The 13,887-nt window shown below is 69.3% G+C and carries 14 protein-coding genes; 5 read left to right on the top strand and 9 right to left on the bottom strand.

Features of this window, described 5'->3' with window-relative positions:
- Positions 1-47: 47 nt before the first annotated feature.
- Entirely contained in the window at positions 48-1,190 is a 1,143-nt protein-coding gene (locus FHS55_RS05085; RefSeq protein ID WP_183188521.1) for an AI-2E family transporter, read from the bottom strand.
- Between the two features lie 224 nt (positions 1,191-1,414).
- Between FHS55_RS05085 and FHS55_RS05080 the strand changes: the two genes are divergently transcribed.
- The 4 genes from FHS55_RS05080 to FHS55_RS05065 all read left to right on the top strand — a co-directional run bounded on the left by FHS55_RS05080 (position 1,415) and on the right by FHS55_RS05065 (position 5,494).
- The gene (locus FHS55_RS05080) at positions 1,415-2,839 is read left to right on the top strand and encodes a mannose-1-phosphate guanylyltransferase/mannose-6-phosphate isomerase (RefSeq protein WP_183188520.1); all 1,425 of its coding nucleotides are present in this window, start codon (positions 1,415-1,417) and stop codon (positions 2,837-2,839) included.
- Between the two features lie 179 nt (positions 2,840-3,018).
- Positions 3,019-4,185, top strand: a complete 1,167-nt coding sequence (locus FHS55_RS05075; protein WP_246339820.1) for a KpsF/GutQ family sugar-phosphate isomerase — start codon at positions 3,019-3,021, stop codon at positions 4,183-4,185.
- A 40-nt stretch (positions 4,186-4,225) separates the two neighbouring features.
- Complete coding sequence (gene kdsA, locus FHS55_RS05070; RefSeq protein ID WP_183188519.1) at positions 4,226-5,074, top strand: 3-deoxy-8-phosphooctulonate synthase; 849 nt, start codon at positions 4,226-4,228, stop codon at positions 5,072-5,074.
- A 30-nt stretch (positions 5,075-5,104) separates the two neighbouring features.
- Complete coding sequence (locus tag FHS55_RS05065; protein WP_183188518.1) at positions 5,105-5,494, top strand: VanZ family protein; 390 nt, start codon at positions 5,105-5,107, stop codon at positions 5,492-5,494.
- Positions 5,495-5,511: 17 nt separating this feature from the next.
- On the opposite strand, the gene FHS55_RS05060 is transcribed toward FHS55_RS05065, so the two are convergent.
- Genes FHS55_RS05060 through yajC form a run of 5 tightly spaced genes read right to left on the bottom strand, consistent with a single transcriptional unit; the run spans position 5,512 to position 9,789 of the window.
- Positions 5,512-6,402 (bottom strand): phytoene/squalene synthase family protein, encoded by an 891-nt coding sequence (locus FHS55_RS05060; RefSeq protein WP_343055981.1) that lies wholly within the window; start codon positions 6,400-6,402, stop codon positions 5,512-5,514.
- 20 nt (positions 6,403-6,422) lie between these two features.
- Positions 6,423-6,800, bottom strand: coding sequence for an Mth938-like domain-containing protein (locus FHS55_RS05055; RefSeq protein ID WP_183188517.1), 378 nt, complete (start codon positions 6,798-6,800; stop codon positions 6,423-6,425).
- A gap of 25 nt (positions 6,801-6,825) precedes the next feature.
- Positions 6,826-7,791 (bottom strand): protein translocase subunit SecF, encoded by a 966-nt coding sequence (secF, locus tag FHS55_RS05050; protein ID WP_183188516.1) that lies wholly within the window; start codon positions 7,789-7,791, stop codon positions 6,826-6,828.
- Between the two features lie 15 nt (positions 7,792-7,806).
- Positions 7,807-9,405 (bottom strand): protein translocase subunit SecD, encoded by a 1,599-nt coding sequence (gene secD / locus FHS55_RS05045; protein ID WP_183188515.1) that lies wholly within the window; start codon positions 9,403-9,405, stop codon positions 7,807-7,809.
- Positions 9,406-9,450: 45 nt separating this feature from the next.
- On the bottom strand, positions 9,451-9,789 hold the full coding sequence (yajC, locus tag FHS55_RS05040; RefSeq protein ID WP_183188514.1) for a preprotein translocase subunit YajC: 339 nt from the start codon (positions 9,787-9,789) through the stop codon (positions 9,451-9,453).
- Between the two features lie 199 nt (positions 9,790-9,988).
- Here yajC and FHS55_RS05035 point away from each other — a divergent pair, with 199 nt between their 5' ends.
- Positions 9,989-10,885, top strand: coding sequence for an ATP-binding protein (locus tag FHS55_RS05035; protein WP_183188513.1), 897 nt, complete (start codon positions 9,989-9,991; stop codon positions 10,883-10,885).
- A gap of 78 nt (positions 10,886-10,963) precedes the next feature.
- On the opposite strand, the gene FHS55_RS05030 is transcribed toward FHS55_RS05035, so the two are convergent.
- The 3 genes from FHS55_RS05030 to surE form a co-directional block, all read right to left on the bottom strand.
- The gene (locus tag FHS55_RS05030) at positions 10,964-12,265 is read right to left on the bottom strand and encodes a peptidoglycan DD-metalloendopeptidase family protein (protein ID WP_246339818.1); all 1,302 of its coding nucleotides are present in this window, start codon (positions 12,263-12,265) and stop codon (positions 10,964-10,966) included.
- A gap of 151 nt (positions 12,266-12,416) precedes the next feature.
- Positions 12,417-13,091: a protein-L-isoaspartate(D-aspartate) O-methyltransferase gene (locus FHS55_RS05025; protein WP_210286834.1), complete on the bottom strand. Its 675-nt coding sequence runs from the start codon at positions 13,089-13,091 to the stop codon at positions 12,417-12,419.
- A 21-nt stretch (positions 13,092-13,112) separates the two neighbouring features.
- Positions 13,113-13,877 carry a 5'/3'-nucleotidase SurE gene (gene surE, locus FHS55_RS05020; protein ID WP_183188511.1) on the bottom strand — a complete coding sequence of 255 codons (765 nt, stop codon included), beginning with the start codon at positions 13,875-13,877 and terminating at the stop codon, positions 13,113-13,115.
- Between the last annotated feature and the right edge of the window lie 10 nt (positions 13,878-13,887).

The following is a 13,887-nucleotide window of genomic DNA, read 5'->3' as shown; positions in this document are numbered from 1 at the left end:
CCGCCGCCGGGTGTCAAGCGCCTCGAAAGTCATCCACAGCCCTCCCCTCATCCCGGCAGATCGGGACGGCGGCGGGCGATGACGCCGTCGGCCAGCGCCATGGCGGCGATCAGCAGCGGCACCGCAAGGAAAGTACCCGCCGGACCCCACAGCCAGGTCCACAGCGCCATGGACAGAAACACCGCGAAGGGATTGAGCGATACGCGACGGCTGATGATCAGAGGCGTCAGTACATGCCCTTCGATGCTGGTGAGGGCGACGAAGGCCGCGGCGGGGAGCAGCGCCTGGACGATGCCGGGAAAGCTCACGATGCCCGCAACGGCCAGAATCAGGGCCATCACCGCCGGCCCGAGATAGGGGATGTAGTTCAGCAGGCCCGCGAGTGCGCCCCACAGCAATGGACTTGGCAGGCCGAGCGCCCAGGTGATGAGCGTGGTCGCCACGCCGAGCCCGATATTGATGAAGGTGGCGGTGACGAGATAGGCGCCGAGGCGGTCCTCGATCTCGCGAAACACTCGCAGCGCCGCCAGTCGGGTCGAGCGCGGGCCGATGGCCTGCACCAGCCGGCGCTTGATCTGGATTCGCCCGGCGAGAAAGAACACCAGCGAACCCGTGAAGAGAATCAGCTCGCCGATGGCCGGCGTCACCAGCCCCAGCGCGCTCTCCAGCATGCGCGAATCGGCCAGGCGCACCGTCATGGGCGGCTCGGCGGCGCGGCCGATCGATTCGATCGTCTCGACGAAGGAACTCACCGTGTGCAGAGCCGGCTTCAGCGCGGCGAAGCGATCCTGCACGATGGCGCCGATTTCCGGGGCCCGGGCCGTCCAGTCCGCCAGCGGCGCCGCGAGAATGACCGCGGCCCCATAGAGCAGGCCCCCGAGCATGGCGACGATCAGGGCGGAGCCGAGCGGGGTCGGGACGCCCCGGCGCGCCATCGCTTCCATGGCCGGCCCGATCACGCTGCCGATGATGACCGCGGCGACGATGGGGACCAGCACGGCGCGCGCCACCACCATGGCGGCCGCGAGCACGATGACGGCGGTGACGATGATCGCGACCTGCGTGGCCCGGCGCCAAAGCCTCTCGCCGCGCTTCTCCTCGGGCGGCAGATCGCCGGGCCCGCCTCGCGTGCCGATCTGCCGGGCGCCACCCTGGCGCGGCTCCGCCGCCGACACGATGTGCCGCTTCATGTCCATTGCCCGCCCCCGCCTGTGCCCATCGAATGGAACGCGGCGTCGACCCTTCCAGTTCCCGCCGAAAGCGTGACAATAACGTGGACAAATTGACCTTTTGCGGCATGCTGCGGCGCGTCAACTGCGGCGCCATGCCATGCATCGTCAGATGTGTGCAACGGCGCGCGTCGCGTCAGCCGCCATGCCGTGCCGAAAGGGTCCGGCAACTTGCGAGGAACCTCATGTTGAGCACGGCCCCCATCCTTCCCGTCATACTTGCCGGGGGCTCCGGGACGCGGCTGTGGCCGGTCTCGCGCGACAGCCTGCCCAAGCAGTTCCAGATGCTGACCGGCGGCCACACGCTGTTTCAGCAGACCCTCAAGCGCGTGTCGGACCGCGCGCTCTTCGCCGCGCCGCTGGTGCTGACGCATGAGGATTTCCGCTTCTTCGCCCGCCGGCAGGCGCAGGAGATCGGCATCGAGGCGACGGTAGCGCTGGAGCCGGTGCGGCGCGATTCGGGCCCGGCGCTGATCGCCGCCGCGCTCATCGCCCAGCGCCTCTCCGGCGAGGGCGCGCTGGTGCTGGCGCTGGCCGCCGACCACGCGGTGCTCGACCCCGAGCTTTTCCTGGATGCCTGCCGCGCCGCCGCCCGCGCCGCCCGCGAAGGGCAGATCGTCACCTTCGGCATCACCCCGGCCGAACCCTCGACCGCCTATGGCTATATCCGCCCCGGCGAGCCGTCCGGCGAGAGCGGCGCCCGCAAGGTCGAGGCCTTCGTCGAGAAGCCGGATGCCGCCACCGCCGCGCGCTATCTCGGCGAAGGCTATCTGTGGAACTCGGGCAATTTCCTGTTCCCCGCGGCCCTGCTGATCGAGGAGGCCGAGCGCTTCGAGCCCGAGATGGTCGCGGCCGTGCGCGAGGCGGTGGAACTCTCCGGCGAGGATCTCGGCTTCATCCGGCTCGACGCCAAGGCCTTCGGCGCGGCGCCGGCGAAATCGATCGACTATGCCGTGATGGAGCGCACCAGCCGCGCGGCGGTCATCGAGGGGCGCTTCCGTTGGTCGGATATCGGCAGCTGGGACGCGCTCAGGGCGCTGGAGCCGGGCGACGCCGCCGGAAACGTGGTGCACGGGCCGGCGACGCTGTTGGACACCCGCAACAGCTTCGTCCACACCGATGGCCCGCTGGTGGCCACCGTCGGCCTCGACAATGTGTCGGTCATCGCGACCGACGATGCCGTGCTGGTCATGCCCTCCGACCGCTCGCAGGATGTGAAGGCGCTGGTCGCGCGGCTGAAGGCCGAGAACCACAACTCCGCCAACGAGCATCTGAAGGCGCACCGGCCCTGGGGCACCTACCAGACCATCTGCCGGGGCGATCGCTTCCACGTGAAGATGATCGTCGTCGAGCCGGGCGGGCGGCTCTCGCTGCAGAAGCACTATCACCGCGCCGAGCACTGGATCGTCGTCAAGGGCACCGCCGAGGTGACGCTGGACGAGCGGGTATTCGAGGTGCGCGAGAACGAATCCACCTATCTGCCGCTGGGCGGCGTGCACCGGCTCGCCAATCCCGGCAAGATCCCGCTGGTGCTCATCGAGGTGCAGACCGGCTCCTATCTCGGCGAAGACGACATCGTCCGGCTGGAGGACGTCTATAACCGCGGCTGAGGCGGGGCGTCGGTCCCGCGATGCCGGCCCCGCAGCTGGGGCGGGAGATGCCTGCGGAGGACGGCTGCGTTGCATCCGGCGCCAAGGCCGCTTATGACCCCCTCCGGCGGGTGGACATCAAGGCGGGCGCGGCACGGCTTCACGCCGGCGCCCGCAGCCGAGGGAGTAACGCTCAGGGCATGACCGCTCAAGGCAGCATCACGCAGGACGTCACCGCCGCGAACCTCCCCAGCGAGGGCCGCCCGGTGCGCGAGGCCTCCCCCCGCGATCCGGCCCGCGCCGCGCCGGCCTCCGGCGACGTCGGCCAGTCCACGGGCCAGTCCACGGACCTATCCGGCGGCGTGCCGGCGGTCGAGGGGGGCCCCGTCGATGCGGCGACGCTCGATTCGGTCCGCACCAGCGCGCTGCGCACGCTCGCCATCGAGGCGCGGGCGCTCGCCGCGCTCACCGCCAGCGTCGAGGGCGCGCTTGGCGACGCCATCGCCCGGGCCGCGCAGATCGTGGAGGCCGCGCGCGGCCGCATCATCGTCACCGGCATGGGCAAGAGCGGGCATATCGGCCGCAAGCTCGCCGCCACCTTCGCTTCCACCGGCACGCCGGCGCTGTTCCTGCACGCCGCCGAGGCGAGTCATGGCGATCTCGGCATGGTGACGCCCGACGATGTACTGCTCGCGATTTCCTGGTCCGGCGAGACCGCCGAACTCTCGGACATCGTGCATTATGCCGGTCGTTTCGCGGTGCCGCTCCTCGCCATGACCTCGCGGGCCGAGAGTTCGCTCGGGCGCGCGGCCGATGTCGTGCTGGCGCTGCCGCGTGTTGAGGAGGCCTGCCCGAACGGGCTCGCCCCCACCAGTTCCACTCTCATCCAGCTGGCGCTGGGCGACGCGCTCGCGGTCGCGCTGCTGCAGCGGCGGGGCTTTTCCGCCTCCGATTTTCGCGTGTTCCATCCCGGCGGCAAGCTCGGGGCGCGGCTTCTCAAGGTCGCCGACCTCATGCACCGGGACGAGGCCCTGCCGCTCGTCCGCCTCGGCACGCCGATGGCGGAAGCGCTGATCGAGATCACCGGCAAGCGGTTCGGCTGCTGCGGGGTGGTGGATGCCACGGGGCATCTGGTCGGCATCGTCACCGATGGAGACCTGCGCCGCCACATGAGCGCCGCCCTGCTGGCCCAGCCGGTGGAGAATGTCATGACCCGCTCGCCGCTCGTGGTCGAGCCGGCCGAACTCGCCAGCGCCGCTCTCGGCCTGATGAACCGGCGGCCAGTCACGGTGGTGTTCGCGGTGGCCGAGCGCACGCCCGTCGGCATCCTCCACATTCACGACATCCTGCGCGCCGGCGTCATCTGACCGCCCGCGCCCTTATCCTTAGCGCCTCGAGGGCCTTCCCATGAGCGGCACCCCCGCCAATTCCACCGTCGCCATTGGCGATGTCCGCTTCGGCAACACCCTGCCGCTCGCCCTCATTGCCGGCCCCTGCCAGATGGAAAGCCGGGAACACGCGCTGGAATGTGCCGCCGCGATCCATGAGATCGCCCGGCGGCGGCATATCGGCGTGGTCTTCAAGACCTCGTTCGACAAGGCCAACCGCACCTCGATCCACGGCCAGCGCGGCATGGGGCTGAAGGCGGCGCTGCCGGTCTTCGCCGAGATCCGCGAGCGCTTCGGCATGCCCGTGCTGACCGACGTGCACGAGAACGACCAGTGCGCGCCGGTGGCGGAGGTGGCCGATGTGCTGCAGATCCCCGCCTTCCTCTGCCGGCAGACCGACCTGCTGCTCGCCGCGGCCGCCACGGGCCGGGTGGTCAATGTCAAGAAGGGCCAGTTCCTCGCCCCCTGGGACATGAAGAATGTCGTCGCCAAGCTCACCGAGGGCGGCAATGCCAATGTGCTCGTCACCGAGCGGGGTGTTTCCTTCGGCTACAACACGCTGGTGAGCGACATGCGCGCGCTGCCGATCCTGGCGGCGACGACCGGCGCGCCGGTGATCTTCGACGCCACCCATTCCGTGCAGCAGCCGGGCGGCCAGGGCACCTCCTCTGGCGGGCAGCGCGAATTCGTGCCGGTGCTGGCCCGCGCCGCCGTGGCGGTGGGGGTGGCCGGCGTCTTCATCGAGACCCACCCCGACCCCGACAAGGCCCCCTCGGATGGGCCGAACATGGTGCCGCTCAACCAGTTCGAGGCGCTTGTCGCCCATCTCCAGGCCTTTGACCGCATCGCCAAAGGCGACGGCAACTGAGGGCCCGTCAGAGCCGGAGGGAGTGAGGCGATGCGCGTGGCCATTTTCCGCGACAGGGCGGCCTTCACACGGGCGCTCGAAGGGCTGGCGCGGCTGGGCGCCCTTGCCTGCCTCATCGCCCTGCCGCTGCTCGCGCTGCTGCCGGCGGGGGCGATCGAGCGCACCGGCGCGGGCAAGAATATCGAGCATTTCATCGCCTATTGCGGCACCGGCGCCCTGCTCTGCTTCGGCCTGGCCACGCCACGCCAGCGGCTGATCGGGGTGCTGGGGCTCATCGCGTTGGCGGGCGCGCTGGAATATGCTCAGAGCTTCACCGCCACCCGCTCATCGGAACTCGCGCAGTTCATCGCCAGCTCGATCGGCGCGGCCACCGGCTTCGCCGTGGCGAGCGTCGCGCGCGCGCTGCTGCGCACCAGCTGATTTCCGCGCCTTCCGCCTCAGCCCGCGCGCGCGGGCGCCGCGTCGAAGGCCGCGCGCAGCGGCCGTGCCCCGCGCCAAAGCTGCCATAGCCGGGAGAGCGGCCCGGCCGCCGGCACGCTCACGAAGGGATCGTGCGCCCGTTCCATTCGCGCGAGATCGCCCGGCACCAGCACCAGCGGCAGGAAGGCCGGCAGCAGCGCGGGATCGCGCCCGGCGAGATGGCCGAGCGCCAGCTCGTAATGCTTGCGCGCCAGCACGCGCATTTCGCCGAGCGCCGCCCTGAGCGCCGGACTGACCTTGCCGGACACCGCATCCGCCCGCTTGAGCCCATGGCTGGCGAGGATGTCGAGCGGCACATAGCACTGGCCCCGCCGCGCATGGATGGGGAAGGCTCGCAGCAGCCCGACGACCGCATAGGCGACGCCGGCATGGCCGGCGGCATCGGCCGAATTCGGGTCGGCTGTTCCCGTCAGGATGAGGCCGGCGAGCCGGATGAGCGCCGAGGAGGTCTCCCCGGCATAGCCCTCCAGGTCGTTCATCGTCGGCATCGGGTCGTCATAGAGATCGAAGATGCGGGCATCGAGCAGCGAGAAGAACGTCTCGCGCGGTAGGCGGTGGGCCTCGATGGCATCGAGCAGCGCCGCCGCCACCGGATTGGCCCGCACGTCGCCGCGCGCGCCGCCGATCAGCGCATCGCTCCACCATTGCAGCCGCACCTCGCCCGCCATCGGGTTGGTGATGGCCTCGCGCACCCGCGCCACCTCGACATTGAAGGCGTGCAGCGCGAACAGCGCCCCGCGCCTGTCGGCCGGCGCGAACAGATCGGCGATATAGCGGTCCCGGTCGAGCGCGCGTACCAGCTGCGCGCAATAGGCGGTATCCGGCTTGCCGCTCTCGGCCATGTTCATCGACCCGCCTCCGTCCGGCGTCACGGCAGCGCCAGCAGCGCGCACGCAACCGCCCGGCCCTCGCCCAGCAGCACATTATAGGTGGAGGCGGCGGCGCGGGTTGGCATCGCATCGACGGAAATGCCGACATCGCGCAGCCGCCAGCGCAGCGCGTCGGGGATCAACCAGGGATCGGTGCCGGTGCCGATGATCAGCAGCTCGATGCGATCCGCCTGGTCGATCACCAGTTGGAGCGCCGCGGCATCGATGTCACCGGGCGCCAGCGGCGTCCAGGCATGGATGCCGGATGGCAGGGCCAGCACCGAGCCAGCCGACGCCATGCCGGCGAAATGAAACAGCCCGCGCCCATAGCCGTCGATCGGCACCTGGTAGGGCAGATGAGCGTCGGGCGTCGCCATGTCGGGCTCCGGCTGGGCGACCCGCTCAGGGCGTGACGCGTTCGGCCTTCGACTTCGCCGCCTTGGCTTCCTTCTCCAGCTTCTCGGCATTCGCGCGGGTGGACACGCCGAGATAGATCAGCAGCGGCGAGGCGATGAAGATCGAGGTGTAGGTGCCGACCAGCACCACGCCGAACATCATCGTGACCGAGAAGGAATGGATCGCCCGGCCGCCGAACAGCACCAGCGCGAGCAGCGCCAGGGTGACGGTAACGTGGGTGATGACCGAGCGCGACAGGGTCGAGTTGATCGACTGGTTCAGCAATTCGTCCGTCGGCATCTTCTTGTAGCGCCGCAGCATTTCGCGGATGCGGTCATAGATGACGATGGTGTCGTTGAGCGAATAGCCGAGAATGGTCAGCAGCGCGGCGACGCTGGTCAGATCGAAGTCGATCCGGAAGATCGCCATGAAGCCGATGGTGAGCACGATATCGTGGAAATTCGCGATCGAGGCGCCGAGCGCGAACTGCCATTCGAAGCGGAACCACAGGTAGATCAGGATGCAGAGCACCGCCATCATCAGGCCGACAATGCCGTAGCTGAGCAGTTCCTGCGACACGCGCGGGCCGACCACCTCGATGCGACGATACTCGACGCCCTCTCCGAGCGCGGCACGCACCCGGCCGACCACGGCCTGCTGGGCCTGCTCGCCGCCGGGCTGCTGGGCGATGCGAATCAGCACCTCGCCATCATTGCCGATCGCCTGGATCTGCACCTCGCCGAGGTCGAGCGCCTCCAGCCTGGAGCGCACGTCGCCCATGTTCAGTGAGCTCGCGGGGTAGCGCACCTCGAGCAGCGTGCCGCCCTTGAAGTCGATGCCGAAATTGAGCCCAAGCGTGAGGAACGCCACCAGCGCCACGATCGACAGGAGCGCCGAGATCGGGAAGCTGATGCGCCGGAAGCGCATGAAGTCGAAATGGGTGTCGTCCGGGACGATGCGGAGCAGACGCATGGGTTTTCGACTTTCTCAGATCGGCACGTGCTGGGGGCGCCGCCAGCGCACCCAAACCGCCACCATCAGGCGGGTCAACGTGAAGGCGGTGAACACGGTGGTGATGATGCCGATGCCGAAGGTGATGGCGAAGCCGCGCACCGGGCCCGACCCGATATAGAACAGCACCGCCGCCGCGATGAAGGTGGTGATGTTCGAATCGAGGATGGTCGCCAGCGCGCGCGAGAAGCCCGCGTCGATGGCGGAGATGGCCGAGCGGCCCGCCCTCGCCTCTTCGCGGATGCGCTCATAGATCAGCACGTTGGAATCCACCGCGATGCCGACGGTGAGCACCACGCCGGCAATGCCGGGCAGCGTCAGGGTCGCGCCGAGCATGGCGAGCACGCCGAAGATCATGCCCACATTGATCGCCACGGCGACGACGGCGACGACGCCGAACAGGCCGTAGGTCGCGATCATGAACAGCGCAACCGCAGCCGCGCCCACCAGCGAGGCGATAAGGCCGGCGCGGATCGAATCGGCACCGAGGCCGGGGCCGACCGTGCGCTCCTCCACCACCTGCAGCGGAACGGGCAACGCGCCCGCGCGCAGCAGGATGGCGAGGTCGTTCGCCTGCTGCACGGTGAAGCTGCCGCTGATCTGGCCCGAGCCGCCAAGGATCGGCTCGCGGATCACCGGAGCGGAGATCACCTTGTTGTCGAGCACGATGGCGAAGGGCTTGCCGACATTGGCCTGCGTCGCCTCGGCGAAGCGGCGCGCGCCGTTGGTGTTGAAGCGGAACGTCACCACCGGCTCGCGGGTCTGCTGCTCGAAGCTCGGCTGGGCGTCGGTCAGGTCCTCGCCCGCGACCAGCACGCGCTGCTCGACGAGATAGGGAACCGGCGGGTTGTCCTGGGAATTGAGCACCTCGGTGCCGACCGGCGGCCGGCCCTGCAGCGCCTGCTGCGCGCTCATCGACGTGTCGACGAGCCGGAAGGTCAGCTTGGCGGTCTGGCCGAGCAGCGCCTTCAGCCGCGAGGGATCCTGCAAGCCCGGCACCTGCACCTGGATGCGGTCGGAACCCTGGCGCTGGATCGAAGGCTCGGTGGTGCCGAGCTGGTCGATGCGCTTGCGGATGATCTCGATGGATTGCGCGACCGCCTGGATGGTGCGCGCCTGAATGCCGGCATCGGTGGGCGCGAGGGTGATCGCGTCGCCGCTGAGCGACACCGTGGTGTCCATCTGCCCGCTGGTCGACATCGGGCCGCCGATCGGCGCCACGAGCGTGCGCAGCTGGGTCAGCGCCGCATCGCCATCCTGGGGATCGCGCAGGCGAACCTGCACGGCATCGCCCTGGATGTTCAGCCCGCTATAGCCGATCTTGGCGTCGCGCAGCACGCGCCGCGCATCGTCGCGCAGTTGCTCGAGGCGAGCCTTGCGCAGATCTGCGGCTTCCACCTGCAGCACGATGTAGGAACCACCCTGCAGGTCGAGGCCCAGCACGATCTTGCGCTGGAGGACGTGCGGCAGGCTGTCATAGGCGCTCGTCGACAACAGGCTCGGAACGACCATCAGGCAGATGATCGCCGAGACCGCGAGGATGGCGAGAGCCTTCCATTTCGAGAAATAAAGCATGTTCTTCCTTCCGGCCGCGCCCCGCGCCGCCGCAAGAGGTCAGCGTCAGGCGGCGCCGTCATCCTTGGCGGGCTCGCCCTTGGCACGCACTTCGGAAATCATGCTGCGCAGCTGGCGCACCTTCACGCCATCCCCGACCTGAAGCTCGATCTCGGTTTCGTCGACGACGCGGGCCACTTTGCCCACGAGGCCGCCGGAGGTGACAATGGTGTCGCCGCGGCGCACGTTCTTCACCATTTCCTGATGCGCCTTCACCTTCCGCTGCTGCGGACGCAGGATCAGGAAATACATGATCACGAAGATCAGAACGAAGGGCAGGAGCGACATCAGCATGTCGGTACCGGCGGGACCGCCGGTCTGCGCATAAGCGGGCGTGATGAACATGTCGGTTCCCTAGGTCCGTCGAAATCAGGCGGGCGAAAGGCCCGGCGAAGCGGCGCGGACTATACTGACGCGCCGGCCGAATGCAAACGGCGTCGCCAAGGCCGCAGCGTCACGTCTGCGACAGGCGTAACGGAGGTTACGGTTGTGCTTGTGCCGCGCGCCGCGGATGGCTATTCCGGCAGCGCCAAGGAGCACGCTCATGACCCCCACCCCGGACGATCTCGCGCATACCCTTTCGCGCATTGCCGACGCGCTGGAGCGCATCGCCCCCGCCCGCGCGGCCCGTGCCGATTTCACGGCCGCCGACGCTTTCGTGTGGATTGCCGCCGAGAAGCGCCTGGAGCCGGTGCCGCGGGTCAACCGCGTCGACATGGCCCTGCTGAGGGGGATCGACCGTACCCGCGATTCGCTGGTGGACAACACGCTGCGCTTCGCGCGCGGCCTGCCGGCCAACAACGCCCTGCTCTGGGGCGCCCGCGGCATGGGCAAGAGTTCGCTGGTGAAGGCCAGCCATGCGCAGGTGAATGGCGAGGTCGTCGCGCAGGGTACGCCGCCGATCAAACTGGTGGAGATTCACCGCGAGGATATTGAGACGCTGCCGGTGCTGATGGGGCTGATGCGCCCGGCGCCGTTCCGCTTCATCGTGTTCTGCGACGACCTGTCCTTCGATGGCGACGATACGTCCTACAAATCGCTCAAGGCGGTGCTGGAAGGCGGCATCGAGGGACGGCCGGAGAACGTGATCTTCTACGCCACCTCCAACCGCCGGCACCTGCTGCCGCGCGACATGATGGAGAACGAGCGCTCCACCGCGATCAATCCCGGCGAGGCGGTGGAGGAGAAAGTATCGCTGTCCGACCGGTTCGGCCTGTGGCTCGGCTTCCACAAATGCAGCCAGGACGAGTATCTCGCGATGGTCGAGGGCTACATCGCCCATTTCCACGTTCCGCTGGACGCGACAACGCTGCGCCGCGAGGCCCTGGAATGGTCGACCACGCGGGGCGCTCGCTCGGGTCGCACGGCGTGGCAATATGTGCAGGATGTCGCGGGGCGGCTGGGCGTCTCGCTTTCCGAGCCTCCTGCCGCCCCGCGCTGACCGGCGCCAAGGTCCTAGCGTCGCGCCGGTATTCAGGAGAACGGGGGCACGCCCCCGTCTCGAAACTGCGCGCGTGGATCAGAGACCGGCGAGATATTGCGAGGGATCCACCGGCTCGGAGCCCTTGCGGATCTCGAAATGCACCTGCGGCGAGTTGACGTTGCCGGTCTGTCCCGCCTTGGCGATCACCTGGCCGCGCTTCACCGCGTCGCCCTTCTTCACGTCCAGCTCGCTATTGTGGGCATAGGCGGTGACGTAGCCGTCGGCGTGCTTGATCAGCACGAGATTACCATAGCCCTTCAGCTCGCTGCCGGCATAGGCGACGACGCCGTCCTCGGCGGCCTTCACCGACGTGCCTTCGGGCACCGAGACGTTGATGCCCTCGTTCTTCTGCCCGCCGGGCTTGGGACCGAAGCCGGAGATCACGCGGCCACGCACCGGCCAGCGGAACTGGGCGCCGCTTGCGGTGCGCGCATCGTCCGGCGTCTCGGCCGGCTTGACGGCGGCAATGGTCTGCGGCTTTTCCACCGCTGGCTGGACCGGAGCCGGCGCGGGAGCGGCCGCGACGACGGCCGGCTTCTGCGCGGCGGGCGCGGCAGCGACGTGCGGGGTCGGCGCCGCCAGCGGCGCGGGCTTGGAGCCCGTGACCGGCGCGGCGGAGGCGACCTCATGGGTTGCCGGCTTGGGCGCGGCGGCAACGGGATTGCCGGCGGCACCGGCGCCGGGCACGACGAGCTTGCGGCCGATCTGCACCTGCGCGTTGAAATCGACGCCGTTGGCCGCGGCGAGAGCCGAGCGCGAAATGCCGTAATTGCGGGAGATCGAGCTCAGCGTCTCGCCCGGCTGCACAACATGGGCACCGGTCGTGGCGGCCGCCACCTGCGGCGCGCGGACGGGGGCCACGGCCGGCGCCGCGAGCTGCTGGGGCTGCGTGCCATAGAGCGGCTGCTGCTGCGCCACGGCCGGCGCCGGGTATTGCGGGGTCTGATACTGGGCGTTCGGGTATTGCGGCGCGGGCGCGGCGGCGTTCGGATAGCCCGGGTTGGGATAGGCCGGATTGGGATAAGCCTGCGCCGGGTATTGCGGCGCGGCATTGGCCGGGGTCGCGCTGGCGAGCTGCTGCTGGCTGTAGGGCGCGGGTGCGGCGCCATAGGGAGCGGGCGCGCCATAGGCTGGGGCGGGATAACCGGACGCGACCGCCGGCCCGCCGGGGGCGGTCATCGGCGCGCTCTGCACGGCACCGGTCGGCGCGGCGGCCAACGAGCCGGTATAGGCCGGTCCGCCCTGCCCCGCCGGGGCGCCGGCGCTGCTGAAACGCGCGCTATCGGAACTGCAGGCAGCCGCCGTTCCGCCGATGAGCGCGACAACGGAAAGCCGCATGAGTGGCTTGCAACCGGACGCCGACAGAATGTTACGCATCGCACCACACCCGAACTCTGATACCCGTCCGGATTAAAGGGTCGTATAGGTAAACGTCCGCTTAAGCCGCGCCGATTCCCGCCAACTCCGCGGCGGATTGACGGCAGTGTGTTCAAAGAACCGCCGCGATTCCCGGCAGCATCGGCACGAAGCGCACACGGGCCAGATCGCGCCGCTCCACCCCTTCGCGCCCACGGGTGAAGCGCACCAGCGTCTGGGTGTCCTCCGGCGGGCCGATCGGGGCGACGAGCACGCCCTCGGGCTCCAGTTGGTCGAACAGCGCGGCCGGCACCTCGCTCACCGCCGCGCTCAGCACGATGCGGTCGAAGGGCGCGCGCAGCGGATAGCCCTTGAGCCCGTCGGCCACCGCCACCTCGACATTGGCCAGGCCCAGCTCGCGCAGCCGCGCGGCCGCGGCCGTGGCGAGCGAGCGGAAGCGCTCCACGCTCACCACGCGCCGGGCGATATGGGCGAGAATGGCGGCGTGGTAGCCCGAGCCGGTGCCGACCTCCAGCACGCTATGGGCCGGCAGCAGGTCCAGCGCGTCGGTCATCAGCGCGACCACGGTGGGCTGGCTGATGGTCTGGCCGCAATCGATCGGCAGCGCCTGGTCGATCCAGGCGATGCGATGCATCACCGGCTCGATGAAGCGGTCGCGCGGCACCTGCTCGAAAGCGTTCATCACCAGCCGGTCGCGAATGCCGCGCTGGCGCAGCGAGAGCAGCAGCCGCGCGCGCTCCACCGCATCGTCGGTCTCGGCAGCTTCCACAAGCGGGTCCCCAGCCAACGCCTCTCCCCGCCTATCGGATCAGCGCGCGAAGACCTGCGCAAGCCGGGTCATCATCGGCTCGTCGGTCATGTCGAGGCGCAGCGGCGTCACCGAGATGAAGCCATTGTCGAGGGCGTGAAGGTCCGAGCCGTTCACCGTCTCGAAGATGCGCTTCTCGAAGGCGATCCAGTAATAGGGATTGCCGCGCCCGTCGGCGCGCTGGTCGATGCGCAGCAGGTTCTGGTCGCGCCTTCCCTGCGCGGTCACGGCGATGCCCTTCACCTCGTCCACCGGGCGGTTGGGGAAATTCACGTTGGCGACGATGCCGGGCGGCAGCCCTTCGTCCAGCAGCGTGCGCACCACCTGCGCGCCCCAGTGCTCGGCCACGGTGAAGGGCGGGGCCTGCTTGGTCTCGAAGCCATAGGCCTGCGACAGCGCGATGGAGGGGATGCCGAGCACCGTGCCTTCCATGGCGCCGGCCACCGTGCCGGAATAGCCGACATCCTCCGCCACGTTCTGCCCGCGATTGACGCCGGACAGCACGAGATCGGGCTTGTGATCCCTCAGGATGTGGCGCACCGCCATGATCACGCAATCGGTCGGCGTGCCCTGCACGGCGAAGCGCTTCTCGTCCACCTGCCGCAGCCGCAGCGGATCGGACAGCGAGAGCGAGTGCGACACGCCGGACTGGTCGGTTTCCGGCGCCACCACCCACACATCCTCCGACAGATCGCGCGCGATGCGCACGCAGGCCTCAAGCCCGGGAGCGTGGATGCCGTCGTCATTGGTGACCAGAATGCGCATGTGCCGTTCC

It is taken from the genome of Ancylobacter tetraedralis, assembly GCF_014195655.1.
Classification (GTDB): domain Bacteria; phylum Pseudomonadota; class Alphaproteobacteria; order Rhizobiales; family Xanthobacteraceae; genus Ancylobacter; species Ancylobacter tetraedralis.
Note: the sequence above shows the minus strand (reverse complement) of the source record. Positions and strands in the feature narration are given on the sequence as shown.

Excerpts from the sequence above, each read along its gene's own strand:
- FHS55_RS05085 (WP_183188521.1), bottom strand. The coding sequence starts at position 1,190 with ATGAAGCGGCACATCGTGTCGGCGGCGGAGCCGCGCCAGGGTGGCGCC.
- FHS55_RS05080 (WP_183188520.1), top strand. The coding sequence starts at position 1,415 with ATGTTGAGCACGGCCCCCATCCTTCCCGTCATACTTGCCGGGGGCTCC.
- FHS55_RS05075 (WP_246339820.1), top strand. The coding sequence starts at position 3,019 with ATGACCGCTCAAGGCAGCATCACGCAGGACGTCACCGCCGCGAACCTC.
- kdsA (WP_183188519.1), top strand. The coding sequence starts at position 4,226 with ATGAGCGGCACCCCCGCCAATTCCACCGTCGCCATTGGCGATGTCCGC.
- FHS55_RS05065 (WP_183188518.1), top strand. The coding sequence starts at position 5,105 with ATGCGCGTGGCCATTTTCCGCGACAGGGCGGCCTTCACACGGGCGCTC.
- FHS55_RS05060 (WP_343055981.1), bottom strand. The coding sequence starts at position 6,402 with ATGAACATGGCCGAGAGCGGCAAGCCGGATACCGCCTATTGCGCGCAG.
- FHS55_RS05055 (WP_183188517.1), bottom strand. The coding sequence starts at position 6,800 with ATGGCGACGCCCGACGCTCATCTGCCCTACCAGGTGCCGATCGACGGC.
- secF (WP_183188516.1), bottom strand. The coding sequence starts at position 7,791 with ATGCGTCTGCTCCGCATCGTCCCGGACGACACCCATTTCGACTTCATG.
- secD (WP_183188515.1), bottom strand. The coding sequence starts at position 9,405 with ATGCTTTATTTCTCGAAATGGAAGGCTCTCGCCATCCTCGCGGTCTCG.
- yajC (WP_183188514.1), bottom strand. The coding sequence starts at position 9,789 with ATGTTCATCACGCCCGCTTATGCGCAGACCGGCGGTCCCGCCGGTACC.
- FHS55_RS05035 (WP_183188513.1), top strand. The coding sequence starts at position 9,989 with ATGACCCCCACCCCGGACGATCTCGCGCATACCCTTTCGCGCATTGCC.
- FHS55_RS05030 (WP_246339818.1), bottom strand. The coding sequence starts at position 12,265 with ATGCGGCTTTCCGTTGTCGCGCTCATCGGCGGAACGGCGGCTGCCTGC.
- surE (WP_183188511.1), bottom strand. The coding sequence starts at position 13,877 with ATGCGCATTCTGGTCACCAATGACGACGGCATCCACGCTCCCGGGCTT.